The organism is Caballeronia fortuita (assembly GCF_001544835.2).
GTDB lineage: Bacteria > Pseudomonadota > Gammaproteobacteria > Burkholderiales > Burkholderiaceae > Caballeronia > Caballeronia fortuita.
The window spans coordinates 798,811-813,160 of sequence record NZ_FCNX02000001.1 but is presented as its reverse complement, the minus strand read 5'-3'; the positions used below and the strand labels follow the sequence as shown (position 1 = coordinate 813,160).

Annotated in this window: 12 protein-coding genes, 1 pseudogene and 1 riboswitch; of the genes and pseudogenes, 6 read left to right on the top strand and 7 right to left on the bottom strand. The window is 64.3% G+C overall.

The genetic code is table 11. From position 1 onward, the window contains the following. Positions 1-10 precede the first annotated feature (10 nt). The gene (gene trhA, locus AWB77_RS03785) at positions 11-631 is read left to right on the top strand and encodes a PAQR family membrane homeostasis protein TrhA (RefSeq protein ID WP_061132996.1); all 621 of its coding nucleotides are present in this window, start codon (positions 11-13) and stop codon (positions 629-631) included. A gap of 249 nt (positions 632-880) precedes the next feature. Continuing rightward, a complete protein-coding gene (locus tag AWB77_RS03780) occupies positions 881-2,410 on the top strand; it encodes a DEAD/DEAH box helicase (RefSeq protein ID WP_061132995.1) in 1,530 nt (509 codons plus the stop codon). 39 nt (positions 2,411-2,449) lie between these two features. On the opposite strand, the gene AWB77_RS03775 is transcribed toward AWB77_RS03780, so the two are convergent. From AWB77_RS03775 to ggt, 4 genes and pseudogenes are all read right to left on the bottom strand, one after another. Continuing rightward, positions 2,450-2,962 carry a hypothetical protein gene (locus tag AWB77_RS03775; RefSeq protein WP_061132994.1) on the bottom strand — a complete coding sequence of 171 codons (513 nt, stop codon included), beginning with the start codon at positions 2,960-2,962 and terminating at the stop codon, positions 2,450-2,452. Between the two features lie 39 nt (positions 2,963-3,001). Continuing rightward, a complete protein-coding gene (locus tag AWB77_RS03770) occupies positions 3,002-3,826 on the bottom strand; it encodes a ferritin-like domain-containing protein (protein WP_061132993.1) in 825 nt (274 codons plus the stop codon). Positions 3,827-4,166: 340 nt separating this feature from the next. Continuing rightward, positions 4,167-5,500, bottom strand: a pseudogene (locus AWB77_RS03765) (MFS transporter). 158 nt (positions 5,501-5,658) lie between these two features. Then, positions 5,659-7,296 carry a gamma-glutamyltransferase gene (gene ggt, locus AWB77_RS03760; RefSeq protein ID WP_061132992.1) on the bottom strand — a complete coding sequence of 546 codons (1,638 nt, stop codon included), beginning with the start codon at positions 7,294-7,296 and terminating at the stop codon, positions 5,659-5,661. A gap of 440 nt (positions 7,297-7,736) precedes the next feature. Here ggt and AWB77_RS03755 point away from each other — a divergent pair, with 440 nt between their 5' ends. Further along, positions 7,737-7,934 carry a hypothetical protein gene (locus AWB77_RS03755; RefSeq protein ID WP_061133163.1) on the top strand — a complete coding sequence of 66 codons (198 nt, stop codon included), beginning with the start codon at positions 7,737-7,739 and terminating at the stop codon, positions 7,932-7,934. A 76-nt stretch (positions 7,935-8,010) separates the two neighbouring features. Here AWB77_RS03755 and AWB77_RS03750 read toward each other — a convergent pair whose 3' ends face one another. Beyond that, positions 8,011-8,391 (bottom strand): hypothetical protein, encoded by a 381-nt coding sequence (locus tag AWB77_RS03750; protein WP_061132991.1) that lies wholly within the window; start codon positions 8,389-8,391, stop codon positions 8,011-8,013. Positions 8,392-8,616: 225 nt separating this feature from the next. Here AWB77_RS03750 and glpK point away from each other — a divergent pair, with 225 nt between their 5' ends. Together glpK and ribB are read left to right on the top strand one after the other, a co-directional pair. Then, positions 8,617-10,113 (top strand): glycerol kinase GlpK, encoded by a 1,497-nt coding sequence (gene glpK / locus AWB77_RS03745; RefSeq protein ID WP_061132990.1) that lies wholly within the window; start codon positions 8,617-8,619, stop codon positions 10,111-10,113. A 104-nt stretch (positions 10,114-10,217) separates the two neighbouring features. Continuing rightward, positions 10,218-10,381, top strand: a riboswitch (FMN riboswitch). Between the two features lie 151 nt (positions 10,382-10,532). After that, positions 10,533-11,267, top strand: a complete 735-nt coding sequence (gene ribB, locus AWB77_RS03740) for a 3,4-dihydroxy-2-butanone-4-phosphate synthase (protein WP_061132989.1) — start codon at positions 10,533-10,535, stop codon at positions 11,265-11,267. Positions 11,268-11,282: 15 nt separating this feature from the next. Here ribB and AWB77_RS03735 read toward each other — a convergent pair whose 3' ends face one another. After that, positions 11,283-11,969 carry an HAD family hydrolase gene (locus AWB77_RS03735; RefSeq protein WP_061132988.1) on the bottom strand — a complete coding sequence of 229 codons (687 nt, stop codon included), beginning with the start codon at positions 11,967-11,969 and terminating at the stop codon, positions 11,283-11,285. 37 nt (positions 11,970-12,006) lie between these two features. Continuing rightward, on the bottom strand, positions 12,007-13,185 hold the full coding sequence (locus AWB77_RS03730) for an MFS transporter (protein ID WP_061133162.1): 1,179 nt from the start codon (positions 13,183-13,185) through the stop codon (positions 12,007-12,009). A gap of 107 nt (positions 13,186-13,292) precedes the next feature. Between AWB77_RS03730 and AWB77_RS03725 the strand changes: the two genes are divergently transcribed. After that, positions 13,293-14,276, top strand: a complete 984-nt coding sequence (locus tag AWB77_RS03725) for a LysR family transcriptional regulator (protein ID WP_061133161.1) — start codon at positions 13,293-13,295, stop codon at positions 14,274-14,276. The last annotated feature ends 74 nt before the right edge of the window (positions 14,277-14,350 follow it).

Sequence of the window (14,350 nt, the reverse complement as noted above, 5' to 3'; positions counted from 1 at the left end):
GAACTGAGTCATGCACGTAGGTGAGCGTTTCAACAGCATCAGCCATCTGATCGGCGCGCTGCTGTCGGTGGCGGGGCTCGCGGCGCTCGTCACGATGGGCGCGCTGGACGGCGACGCGTACAAGGTCGTCAGTTTCGCGGTGTACGGCGCGATGCTCTGCGCGCTCTACATCATCTCGACGCTGTATCACTGGGCGCGCACGCCGCGCCTGAAAGCGATACTGCAGAAGTGCGATCACTCGGCTATCTACTTGTTGATCGCCGGCAGCTACACGCCGTATACACTGGTGACCTTGCGTGGTCCCTGGGGCTGGTCGCTCTTCGGCGTGAGCTGGGGACTCGCGGTGCTCGGCATCACGCAGGAGCTGACGCTCGGGCGCCGAACCCGCAGCGTTTCGATGGTGCTGTACGTGTTGATGGGCTGGCTCGCGCTCGTAGCCATTCATCCACTCGTGACGGCGCTGCCGCCCGCGGGCACCGCGTGGCTGGTGGCGGGCGGTGTCGTGTACACCGCCGGCATCTGGTTTTTCATCAACGACGAGCGCATCCGGCACGGACATGGCATCTGGCATCTGTTCGTGCTCGCAGGCAGCCTGTGCCAGTTCGTGAGCGTTGCGCGCTATGTCGCGTGAGCGCGGACTGAAACGGGCGCCGCCCGCGTCGAAGTGTCCATCGATGCAACTTAGCGCCAGATGACGTGTCTTGATAGCACGTCGAACCTCGCGGCAACGCCGCGCGATCGTTGATTCCACTGATCGCGCCAGGCCCGCCGCCCGATTTTTCTTCGAGCGATGCACATGCGCTCTGCCGGACGAACCTGGATTCGCCGCAGCCCTGATTCGCATGCGCGCCGTTCGACACAACGAATAAGTAGCCAATCTATGTCTTTCGATTCACTCGGCCTGTCCGAACCTCTGCTTCGCGCCGTCAACGAACTCGGCTATTCCAGCCCTACCCCGATCCAGCTCCAGGCGATTCCCGCCGTTCTCAAGGGCGGCGACCTGCTCGCGGGCGCGCAGACCGGCACGGGCAAAACCGCCGGCTTCACGCTGCCGATCCTGCAGCGCCTGTCGCAACTCGCGCCCGCCACGGGCGGCGCGAAGCGTCCGGTGCGCGCGCTGATCCTCACGCCGACGCGCGAACTCGCCGCGCAAGTCGAAGAAAGCGTGCGTGCATACGGCAAGTATCTGAAGCTCAAGTCGACGGTGATGTTCGGCGGCGTCGGCATCAATCCGCAGATCGACGCGTTGAAGCGCGGCGTCGATATCGTCGTCGCGACCCCGGGCCGCCTGCTCGATCACATGCAGCAAAAGACGATCGACGTTTCGCAGCTCGAAATTCTCGTGCTCGACGAAGCCGACCGCATGCTCGACATGGGCTTCATCCATGACATCAAGCGCGTGCTCGCGCGTCTGCCCGCCAAGCGCCAGAACCTGCTCTTCTCGGCCACGTTCTCCGACGAAATCAAGGCGCTCGCCGACAGCCTGCTCGATTCGCCCGCGCTGATCGAAGTCGCGCGCCGCAATACGACGGCCGAAACGGTCGACCAGAAGATTCATCCGGTCGATCGCGATCGCAAGCGCGAACTGCTCACGCATCTGATTCGCGGCAACAACTGGTTCCAGGTGCTCGTGTTCACGCGCACAAAGCACGGCGCAAACCGTCTCGCCGAGCAGTTGACGAAGGACGGCATCAGCGCACTCGCGATTCACGGCAACAAGAGCCAGTCGGCCCGCACACGCGCGCTGAGCGAATTCAAGGCGGAAACGCTGCAGGTGCTGGTCGCGACCGATATCGCGGCGCGCGGCATCGACATCGATCAACTGCCGCACGTCGTCAACTTCGATCTGCCGAACGTGCCGGAAGATTACGTGCATCGGATCGGCCGCACGGGGCGCGCGGGCGCGGAAGGCGAAGCGGTGTCGCTCGTCTGCGTGGACGAGCATCAATTGCTGAAGGACATCGAACGCCTGATCAAGCGGCCGATTCCGCGCGAAGTGATCGTCGGCTTCGAGCCCGATCCGAACGCGAAGCCGGAGCCGATCCAGCGCCGCAGCCAGGGACGTGGTCAGGGACAAGGCCAGAGCCAGGGCCGCCAGAATCCGCGGAACGGCGAAGGACGCTCCAGCGGGGAAGCGCGTCGCGAAGGCGGCCGTCCGGCCGGCGAGGCGCGCGGCGCGCGGCCGGCCAAACCGGTCAAGTCGGGTAACGCTGCGAACAACGGCGGTGCCCAGCCTTCACGCGAAGCGCGTAATCACAACAAGCCGAACGCGAACGCGGGTTCGGCGCCGCGTCGGCAGGAGCCGGCCCAGGCGGGTCATGTCGCAAATTCGCGCAAGCCGGGCGGCAATCCCGGCGCACTGCTCGGCGGACGGCGCGACGCGCTGCGTTCGGGCGATCGCAGCCGTTGATGCCCGCGTCGTTGCGTTCGATGTTGCGTTGCTTGTAATTCAGGCGGCGGCGCTCGCCGCCCGCTTCAGCCAGCCGATCTGCTCACGCCATCGCGCGAGCGCCGGCTGCGCATCGGTCAGTTCGAAGGCGATTCCGCTCGTGAGTCGCGCATATTCCACCCGCTGCACTTCCCCGCTCTCGATCGCGCCGACGAAGCACGCGAGCGGCACGCCGTCGAGCGGCACGCGGCGCACGTTCAGATGCACTTGATAGAACGCGGCGTCGAACACAAAGGCGAGGGTAGCGCGTCCGGATGCGACGACGGCACGCGCCGTCCGCGACGACGGCCACAACGCGAAGGCGAGCGTGCGCGCATCCGGCGCGAACAGTTCGCCCGCGCTCAACAGCGCGGTTCGCACGCGATGAGCATCGTCCGCCGCGCATAGCGACGCGGTGAATCCGTCATCGTCGCCGGCGAGCGTTCCGTCGAAGCGGACGCGCAGTCCGGACGGCCATTCGTCGAAGACAGATTGCGAAGCGAACGACGACTGCGGCGCGTTGGGCTGAGTCATAGAAAAATGCCGGCTTTGCGCCGGCATCGTCGAGCAAGGTTAGCGGAAGAACAACTGCGTCATCTTCGATAGCGGATAGTGCACGCCAGGCTGGATGCGCGCGGGCAGATCGAGCGGCTTGAGCAGCATCTTGATCGCCTGATCCGCCGACAGATTGCGTCGCACGAGCGCGTTCACTCGCGCGGAAAGTTCACGGTTGTATCCGGCATCCTGCGCACGCTCAGGATAACGAATGGCGAAAACGTGCCGCAGCGCGATCTCCGAATCTTCGCTCTTCAACTCCGCCACGCGCCGCACGAGCGCACCGAGCACGGCCAGACGGCCATTGCCTTCGATCTTGTTCCACTTCTTGAAGAAGTGGAAAAAGTGCTTGTAATGCCGCACTTCGTCCGTACGAATGTTGTCGGTGATTTCTTTGAGCACCGGCTCGTCCGAGCAATCGTTGATCGCGCGATAAAGCGTGGCCGTCCCCGTCTCGACGACGCAGCGCGCCACCATCTCGAGCGCGCGCTTCTTCTCGAACTCCTCGTAGGAACAGGTCAGCGAGTATTCGTCGAAGAAATTCCTGAACGCGGTGTCCCAATCGAACTCCGGCCACACGTGATTGATATAGGTTTTGAGCGCCCTGCCGTGCTGCATCTCTTCGGGCTCCCATTCGTTGTTGAGCCACGCGGAGATCTCGGGATCGTCGTGAAAATACTTGCTGAGATTGCTCGTATAGAGATCCGTGCCGCTCTCGATGAACGAGCAGGCGCACAACAACAAGAGAAGATGCTCGTTGGATGCGGCCTTCTGGACATCGATCCGCGAAAGGTCGATGTCTTCGATGCGCCAAGGCATCACATGTGTATTGTCTGTATGCATATATCGCGCTCCCGGGCTGGACTGAACGCGCCAACGGCCAACGAGAAATGGCCGAGGTTCAGGCGACGCCGTGAGGTTCAATCCGGCGTCCTCGACTTTCAATTATCAGCGGCTTGATTTTTCCATCTTAGCCGCCCTGCAACGAGTTTGCAGACTTAGGGACAGACTCGCGCGCGAGGCGGCGGTTCCGTGCGCGTCAAATTCTTACGAGTCGATGCAAGCAGGCGGCGGTGCAATGCAGCATGGAATGTGCCGGAACGCCTTTTTGGAAGATAGAAATGCAAGAAGGCGGTCGAAGCCGCCTCGCTTATTGCGCGCGAATTTCGTTGCCGGCGCAACGTTACGCCATGTGCCGCGCAGCCCTCATACGCCACGCGACGATCGCGAGAGAGATGCCGGACAGCACCGCGGCCAGCAACACGTAATAGCTCGGCGCGAGCTTGTCGCCGGTGACGTGGATGAAGCCCTCGACGATCGTCGGGGCGAACCCGCCGAACAGTGTGACGCCGAGCGCATAGCCGATCGAAAGGCCGGTCGAGCGCACGCGCGTCGGGAAGATCTCGGACATCAGCGCGGGCATCGGGCCAGAGTACGCTGCCTTGAGAATGCCCGCGACTGACTGAAGGACGACGAGCGACGCGACGGTCGGATGCGCCTGCAACCACGCAAACATCGGATAAATCGTGACTCCCATGAAGATCGACGTGCCGAGCATGATGCGAATGCGCCCGACTCGGTCCGAGAGCGCGCCCATCAACGGCGAAAAGATGAACTGAAGTCCGCCGTTGAGCACCACCACGGCGAACGATGCCGTCGCCGGCAGATGCAGTTGCTTCACGGCGTACAGCGGCATGTAGAGCTGCAAGACGTACACGCCGACAGTCGACTGCGCGACGATCCCCACCGCAAGCAGGAGATTCAGCCATTGATTCGAGAAGGAGACGGCGGACGCGCTCGCCTTCGCGACGGCACGTGTCGCGAGGAATTCCGGCGTTTCGCCCAGATGCGAGCGGATGTAGTAGCCAACCGGCCCAACGAGCAGACCGAAGACGAACGGTATGCGCCAGCCCAGCTTTCGAGTTGCGGCTGCGGCAGCCACGCGCTCAGAACCGAACCGAACGCGGCGGCCATGATCGCGGCAAGCCCCTGGCTTGCGAACTGCCAACTTGCGTAATAGCCGCGACGCGCTGCACTGTGCTCGACCATGAACGCAGTCGCGCTGCCGAACTCGCCGCCGACCGCGAAACCCTGAACGAGGCGCGCAAGGAGAATCAGCAGCGGCGCCGCGATGCCGATGTGCTGATACGAAGGCATCACCGCCATCGTGAGCGTGCCGACCATCATCAGCAAAATGGCGAGCGTGAGTGCGGCCTTGCGCCCTTTGCGGTCGCCGTACATGCCGAGCACGATCGCGCCGAGCGGGCGCATCAGAAACGAGATGCCGAACGTGCCGATGGCGAGCATCGTCGAGAGCCATTCGTCGTTCGACGGGAAGAACGCCTTCGCGATGACCGTCGCGAAATAACCGTAGACGAGAAAATCGAACCACTCGAGCGCGTTGCCGATCGATGACGAGAAAACGATGCGGCGGATCATCGCCTTCGACGGCGCCGCCGCTGGCGCGGGCGCTTTCACATGGGTCGGCGCAGCGTCTTGATACACCGGTTCGTTCATGGCTTCTCCTTCGCCTGCATGTCGTGATGTCCGCCCGATGCGACGGCGCGCGGGCGAACGCACCCCGCTCGCCTGCGAAATCGCGGCGATGGGAAGCGTGTGATGTTCAGAAACGGAGACCTGCCGATGCTGCCGGCGGGCGGCCTCCTATGCGCGGCTTAGAACCCGGCGGCGAGCCCGTCGCGCCGGCTGTCGCTCGCCGCAACATAACCGCGTTCGGGATCGTTGCGATCGAGCTTCCAGATGTACTGGCCCGAGCCGAAGTCCATGTAGGGATCGTCCACGGACTTGATCGTGTGGCCGAGGCCCTCGAGCGCGCGCGCGGTGTCGGGATCGAGCGTGGCTTCGATGTCGATCGTGAAGTCACGGTTGACCTTCCAGCGCGGCGCGTCGCACGCGGCCTGCGGTTGCTGGCCGTAGTCGAGCATGCGCACGATGGATTGCAGATGACCTTGCGGCTGCATGTCGCCGCCCATTACGCCGAAGCTCATCACGGCTTGGCGCGTGCCGTCGACTTCCTGCGTGAGGAACGCCGGAATGATCGTATGGAATGGACGCTTGCCGCCTTCCACCACGTTCGCGGACTTCGGATCCATCGAGAAGCCGCAGCCACGGTTTTGCAGCGAAATGCCCGTGTCCGGCACGACCACGCCCGAGCCAAAGCCCATGTAGTTCGACTGGATGAAGCTCACCATCATGCCGCGCTCGTCCGCCACCGACATGTAGATCGTGCCGCCCGCCTTCGGCATGCCAAAGTCGAACTGCGTCGCCTTCTTCGGATCGATGAGCTTCGCGCGCTCGGTCAGATAAGCGTCGTCGAGCATCTGCTCGGGCGTCACTTCCATCGAGCGCGGATCGGCGACATAGCGATAGACATCGGCGAAAGCGAGCTTCATCGCCTCGATCTGCAGATGCTGCGACTCGATGCGATCGACGGTCAGCGCGCTGACATCGAACTTGTCGAGAATGCCGAGCGCGATCAGCGCGGCAATGCCCTGTCCGTTCGGCGGAATCTCGTGCATCGTGTAGCCGCGATAGTCCTTGCTGATTGGCTCGACCCAGTCCGCCCGGTAGTTGCGCAGATCGTTCATGGTCAGTGCCGCACCGCCCTCGCGCGCGAACGCGGCGATACGCTCTGCGGTTTCGCCTTCGTAGAACGCGCGCGGGCCGTGCTGCGCGAGCATGCGCAGCGTCTTGGCGTGGCCAGGAAAGCGCACGAGCTCGCTCACTTCCGGGGCGCGTCCGCGCGGCATGAATACATCCGCAAAACCTGGCATGTCCTTGAGTTCCGGCACCGCAGCCGCCCATTTGTACGCGACGATGCTCGCCACCGCGTGACCGCGCTCGGCGATCTCAATGGCGGGTTCCATCAGATCGGCGAACGGCAGCGAACCGAACTTCGCGTGCAGCGCCTCCCAGCCGGCAATGACGCCCGGCACCGTCACCGCGTCCCAACCGCGCTTGGGTTGACGCGCGAGACCGTTCTCCTCGCCGTATTTGCGCCGGAAATAGTCGACGTTCCACGCCGCCGGCGACACGCCCGATGCATTCAGACCGTGCAGCTTCTTGCCGTCCCACACGAGCGCGAAGGCGTCGCCGCCGAGTCCGCACGACACCGGCTCGACGACGGTAATGGCCGCCGCCGCCGCAATGGCCGCATCGACGGCATTGCCGCCCTTCCACAGCATGCGCAAGCCGGCTTGGGCGGCGAGCGGATGAGACGTCGAAACGATGTTGCGGGCGAACACCGGCAGGCGCGGCGTGGGATAGGGGTTTTGCCAGTTGAAGCGAGTCATTGAATGAAGTCCGAAGTACCGGCGGGCAGAGCGTCCCGAACGATTTTGTGGGCTGAACGGGCAAAAGAGCGATATTGCATTGTCCGCTTAATCGAAAACAAATTCATTTATTGTATGAATTGATGAGCACGACACATAAATAGGCGTCTGCGAGGTAGTCCCATATTTGTGTGCGACGCCGCACGAACCTCAGGTATTTTCTACGAATCTGCGCGCGCAAAGGACCGCCTCCACACCGCCTAAAAGTCAAAGCCAAAATTTTCGTTGCGCATTTGGCACTTGTCAGACGCTTGCCTACAATCCCAATTCCCGGCATCCGCAGCACACAATCAAAGCGATTGCCCGGCGGTTTTTGAGTTTCCCCGTACAACGTTTCGAAGCAAAAAGATCCGGCTTACAAAGCCGGCTGCTTATGCCGTTCGGTCGTCATGGAGAACACAATGCTGAGTCCGCACGAATTTGCCACGCTGCTACTGGTTCAGGAAGCGCCCAATCAGGTCGACATGGAACGCGAAGAGCTCGACGCTCTGCTCGAACGTCAACTCGTCCAACTCGAAAATCTGGCGTCCGGACGCCAGCAATGGCGCCTCACCGCCACCGGCGATTCCACCGTCAAGGCTATCAAGCGTTACTCGTAGCGCGCGCAGCAGGACTCAGGGGCGCGGCCTGCAGCCGCGTCCGATTCGCCTCTCCTTTGTTTACCGTCAAGAAGCGTCAGCCCGCACGCAGTGTCGGGTCGACTGCCGCGCGCCAGCTCAGCGCCCGCGCGCGCTGATCCAGGAAGAAGTTCGCCCACGCGCTTCGCGCCTCGGGGCCGGGATTGGCCCGATACGCGCGATACTGCTCCGCAATCGATGTCTGGAACGCGCAGAAACGTTCCCGCGACAGCCCGCCTCGCCGCTCGGCGACGTAAGCGTCGTAGAAAGCCGAGTAGACCGATTGCGCGTCCGCGCCGTAATCGACTGGCGATGCTCCGCACATACCTTGCAGCGCATCGAACGACGGCGCACCTAGCGTTCCGTCCAGACTTGGCGTGCCTACGCACCCCGCCAGCAACGCCGCGCCCAGCGCACCATAAACCAACAGCATTCGCATCGCACTCACCCTTCGATCGATTTCGTGCCGCCAGTATCGAACGAACGCAAGGGCCGCGCCACTCGGCCGATTGGCATAAGCCAAATAGACGGTCGAGCGAATTATGGCGCGCGGCTTATGCCATTCGGCCAGGTTGTCCGCGCCGCCTGCCTCCGCTAGATTGCGCAAACGGATCACGCTTGTCGCGCACCGAAGCGCCGGCGTCCGCCCGAACCGGAGAAGACCATGCAGGATCAGTACGTTCTCGCGCTCGACCAGGGCACGACCAGCTCGCGCGCCATGCTGTTCGACAGGAGCGGCAATATCGTGTCGATGGCGCAGAAGGAGTTCCAGCAGATCTATCCCGAAGCGGGCTGGGTCGAGCACGATCCGCAGGAAATCTGGTCGACGCAGGCCGGCGTTGCAGCGGAAGCCGTCACGCGCGCCGGCGCGAGCGCGGCATCCATCGCGGCGATCGGCGTCACGAATCAGCGCGAAACCACGATCGTCTGGGACCGCGAGACCGGCCGGCCCGTCTATAACGCGATCGTCTGGCAGGATCGCCGCACCGCCCCCTTCTGCGATGAACTCAAGTCGCGCGGCCTGGAATCGATGGTCCGCTCAAAGACCGGTCTTCCCATCGACGCCTACTTCTCCGCGACGAAGATCCGCTGGATTCTCGACAACGTCGAAGGCGCGCGCGACAAGGCGAAGCAAGGGCGGCTCGCGTTCGGCACGGTGGATAGCTGGCTCATGTGGAATTTCACGCGGCACGGCATGCACGTCACGGACATCACGAACGCGTCGCGCACGATGCTCTTCAACGTTCATGAACGGCGCTGGGACGACGAGCTGCTCGACGCGCTCGACGTTCCCCGCAACATGCTGCCCGAAGTGCGCTCGTCGTCGGAGGTGTACGGCACCACGCAAGGCGCCGTGTTCGCCGCCGGCGTACCCCTCGCCTCGCTTGCCGGCGATCAGCACGCGGCGCTTTTCGGGCAGATGTGCACCGAGTCGGGCATGGTGAAGAACACCTACGGCACCGGCTGTTTTCTCGTCATGAATACGGGCAGCAAGCCGATCGAATCGCGCAACAACCTCGTCACGACGATCGCGTGGCAGATCGGCGACCGGGTCGACTACGCGCTCGAAGGCAGCATCTTCATCGCGGGCGCGGTCGTGCAATGGCTGCGCGACGGCCTCGGCATCATCCGGCGCGCGAGCGAGGTCGAAACGCTCGCGCGCGGCGTGCCGCACAGCGACGGCGTCTATTTCGTGCCGGCATTCGCCGGTCTTGGCGCGCCGCACTGGAACGCCCGCGCGCGCGGCACGCTGTTCGGCGTCACGCGCGGGACCACGTCGGGGCATATCGCGCGGGCGGCGCTCGATTCGATCGCCTATCAATCGCTCGACGTCCTCAAGGCGATGGAAGCGGACTCGGGCATGCGTATCGGCGAATTGCGCGTCGATGGCGGCGCCTGCGCGAACGATCTGCTGATGCAGTTTCAGGCCGACATCCTTGGCGTCGATGTCGCGCGCCCGCGCATCGCGGAAACCACGGCGCTCGGCGCGGCTTATCTGGCGGGGCTCGCGGTCGGCTACTGGAAGGACATCGACGAACTCAAGGCGCAATGGCAGCTGGAGCGGCGATTCACGCCGTCGATGCCGAAGCAGACCATCGACGCGTGTCTCTCCGGATGGCAACGCGCGGTCCATGCGGCGAAGGCATGGGCGAATAGCTAGGCGCGTTTGTCGCTTTCGAGTACGCATCACCATGCGGCGATGCAAAAAACCGTGGCGTACGGTATCCTGAAAAAGCTGTCGGGTCATGCGACCCGAAGCATTCAGTACGTCTTCAGGGCGGGGTGTAATTCCCCACCGGCGGTATGTGGCGAGGCTTCGCGGCCGGACCACGAGCCCGCGAGCGCCCGCGCGAGAATCCCGCGCGGGGTCAGCAGATCTGGTGAGACGCCAGAGCCGACGGTCATAGTCCGGATGAGAGAAGATGTGCAGATGGTCATGTCCGTTCCCCTTGGCGAGTTGCGCATCGCGCCGAACCGGACGACGCCGCGCCTTCTGGTGCGTCGCCGCGGGGTGCCGTTCTGTCTGTTTGCAATGCCCTGAAACGTTTTTCGCCTACATTTCCCGCGAGAGCGTTTCACATGTCCCATATCCAAGCTGCCAGCCTGTCGTTCGCCGCACCCGCCGTCATCGCCGATGACGCCTTTTCCGATCTTCCCCAACTCGCTTCGTTCGACGTTCCGCCGCGCATCGCCGCCGCGCTCGACGCCATGCGCGCAGGCCGTCCGGTGGTGCTTCAGGACGACGACGATCGCGAGAACGAAGCCGATCTGATCGTCGCTGCCGAAAAACTCACCGACGCCACGATGGCGCTTCTGATCCGCGAATGCAGCGGCATCGTGTGCCTGTGCCTGCCCGACGACAAGGTGCGCGCGCTCGAACTTCCGCCGATGGCCGCGGCCAATGGCAGCCGCTACGGCACGGCGTTCACGGTGTCGATCGAAGCGCGCGAAGGAGTGACGACCGGCGTGTCGGCGGCCGATCGCGTGACGACGATCCGCGCGGCCATCGCCGACGATGCAAGGCCGGCCGATATCGTGCGCCCCGGCCACGTTTTCCCGCTGCGCGCGATGCCTGGCGGCGTGCTCGCGCGGCGCGGCCATACCGAAGGCACGGTGGATCTGGCGATTCTCGCCGGCCTCAAGGCCGCCGGCGTGCTGTGCGAGCTGATGAACGCCGACGGCACGATGACGCGCGGCGCACAGGTCGAGCAATTCGCGAAGGAACACGGTTTGCCGATGCTGACGATCGCGGAGCTCGTCGAATTCCGCGCGGCGCTGGCGGCCGCGCGTGAATCGGTCGAAGAAGCGGCGTGAGGATCAGCGCGGGAATCAGGACAGCACGTCGCCGAAATCCCCGCGCACGCCCGCCGCGACGAGCGCGGGCAGTTCGTCCATGTGCTCCATGATTCGCGTGATGCCGGTTTCGCGCAGCACCTGCGCGTAGCCGGAAGGAATATGGCTCGCGCCGACGAACGCGATGGTCTTCATGCCCGCCGCGCGCGCCGCCGTCAGTCCGGCGACGCTGTCCTCGACGACGAGACAGCGCTCCGGCGCGACATCGAGCGTGCGCGCCGCGAGCAGGTAGACATCGGGATAAGGCTTCGGCCGCTCGACCTGCTGCGCGCTGAACACGCGCGCGCCGACTATCTCGGACAGCCCCGCGCGCCGCACCGACGCGCGCACGCGCTCCATGCGGCTGTTCGACACCACCGCGACCGGCAGGCCGCAGCCCTCGAGCGCGCCGCGCACGCCGGCGATCGGACCAACCGAGCGCGCGAGCTCCACCGACACGCGCGCTTCGATCGTATCGACGAAATCCGGCGGCATCTTGATGCCGAACTTCGTTTCCAGATGGGTCAGGAAGCGCGAGGTCTGCTGCCCGAAAGCCGTCTTGACTGCCAGTTTGAAGTCAATGCCGGGAAACGTCTCTGTGAGCACGTCCAGCATCACGCGATCCGCGATGACTTCGCTATCGACGAGCACGCCGTCGCAATCGCAGATGAGATGATCGATCATGTTGGCTCGAATTACGTTGAGCCAACATCATAAGCTTTCAGCAAGCGTCGGCTGCTTTTACTTCGGATGTAACGCGCGGCGCGTCCAGGCGCGCGGCGAACCACGTCACCGCGAGTGCCGCGAGCGCGACGGCCGCGGCGGCCCATGGCAGCGCGTCGAGACCGTGGCCATGCGTCAGCACCGCGCCGCCGAGCCACGCGCCGCCCGCATTGCCTACGTTGAACGCGCCGATATTGAGCGTCGAGGCGAGATTCGGCGCGTCCTTCGCCTTCTCGACGACGCGCGTCTGCAACGGCGGCACGGTCGCGAACGCCGCGATGCCCCACACGAAAATCGTCAGGATCGCGCCGATCTGGCTGTGACTCGTCTTCGCGAACACCGCCATCACGATGGCGAGCGCGAACAGAATGCCCATCAGCGAAGGCATCAGCGCGCGATCCGCGAGCTTGCCGCCGATCGTATTGCCGATCGTCAGCCCGATACCGAACAGCACCAGAATCAGCGTGACGGCGCGCGGCGAGAATCCGCCGACCTGTTCGAGTATCGGCGCGATGTACGTGAACACCACGAACACGCCGCCGAACCCGAGCACCGTCATCATGAGCGCGAGCCAGACCTGGCCGTCGCGCAGCACGCGCACTTCCTGACCGAGGCGCGTCGGCGCAATATCGTGACGATTCGGCACGAGCGCCGTCACGCCGAGCGCGGAGAGCACGCCCAGACCGGCGACGATCCAGAACGTCGCGCGCCAGCCGAGTTCCTGCCCGATGAACGTCCCGAACGGCACGCCCAGCACGTTCGCGAGCGTGAGCCCGGTGAACATCAGCGCGATGGCGCTCGCGCGCTTGTCCGCCGGCACGAGCGACGCAGCCACGACCGCGCCGATGCCGAAGAACGAGCCGTGCGCGAACGACGTCACGACACGCGCGACCATCAGCAAACCGTAGCCCGGCGCAACCGCACACAGCACGTTACCGACGATAAACACGAGCATCAGCAATTGCAGCGCGAACTTGCGCGGTAGCTTGCTCGTCAGCACGGCGAGCAGCGGCGCGCCGACCGCGACGCCGAGCGCGTAGCCCGTGACGAGCAGGCCCGCTGATGGAATCGACACGGAAAGATCGCGGGCGACGTTGGGCAGCAAGCCCATGATGACGAATTCCGTCGTGCCGATGGCGAAGGCGCTGATCGCGAGCGCAAGAAGTGGAAGGGGCATGATGAGATGACGCAAGGGTTAACACGTAGCGCATTCTGCAGGCGAGGCAGCGTTTTGAGAATTGGGCTAAGCTTTGAATCATTATCAAATCGAGTTTGAAAATGACGATGGACCGGCTCGGCGACATGCGGCTTTTCGTGGAAGCAGCGGCGGCGGGAAGCCTGTCGGCGGCAGGGCGCAAGCTCGGTCTATCGCCGGCGGCGGCGAGCGCGCGGCTCATCAAGCTGGAAAAGGTGCTGCACACGCGGCTTTTCGAGCGCACGACGCGCCAGTTGCGCGTCACCGACGAAGGCCGCATGTATTTGCAGCATTGCCGGATCGCGCTCCAGGCCATCGACGACGCCGAGGCCGCGCTGCAGGCAGGCCAGAACGTCGTGCGCGGCAAGGTGCGTATCTCTGCGACATCGAATTTCGGGCGCGCGATGCTGCGCGGCTGGCTCGACGAGTTCAGCGCGCTGCATCCCGACGTGCGGTTCGCGCTGTCGTTATCGGATTCGGTGTCGAATCTCCTGCTGGAGGACATCGATCTCGCGATCCGCTTTGGCGCGCCGCCCGACAGCGGGCTCGCCGCCCGCGCGCTCGCGCCGAACCGGCGCGTGCTGTGCGCGTCGCCCGGCTATCTGGCGCGCAAAGGCGTGCCCCAATCGCCCGCCGAACTGGCCGGGCACGATTTCGTCGTCGTGGTCACGGCGAACGGGCCGCTCAACGAGCTCGAATTCGTGCGCGGCGACGAGCGCCACGCGTACACGATCCCGCTGGCCGACGCCTGGGAAACCAACGACGGCGCGCTGCTGCGCGAATGGGCGCTCGCGGGCCACGGCATCGCGCATAAATCGATCTGGGATATCGCCGCCGATATCCACGCCGGCACGCTGCGCATGGTCCTGCCCGACTGGTGCACGCACGAGGCTGCCGTGCACGCGCTTTTCCACGCGAACCGCTACATGGCGCCGCGCGTGCGGGCGCTGCTGGATTTCCTGGTCGAGCGTTTCGAGCAAACGACGGCGGAGTTGCTCGGCGATCTGGCGTATCCGCCGGACCGGCGCGCGGCGGCGTCAGAAATGGCCGCCGGAGCTATAATATCGGGCTAAATTGCAGCAAGAAGCGGGCAGATCAGTGTAGAAGTCCGCGAAACCCCTATCAATCTCTCTATAGCGCCCCCAGG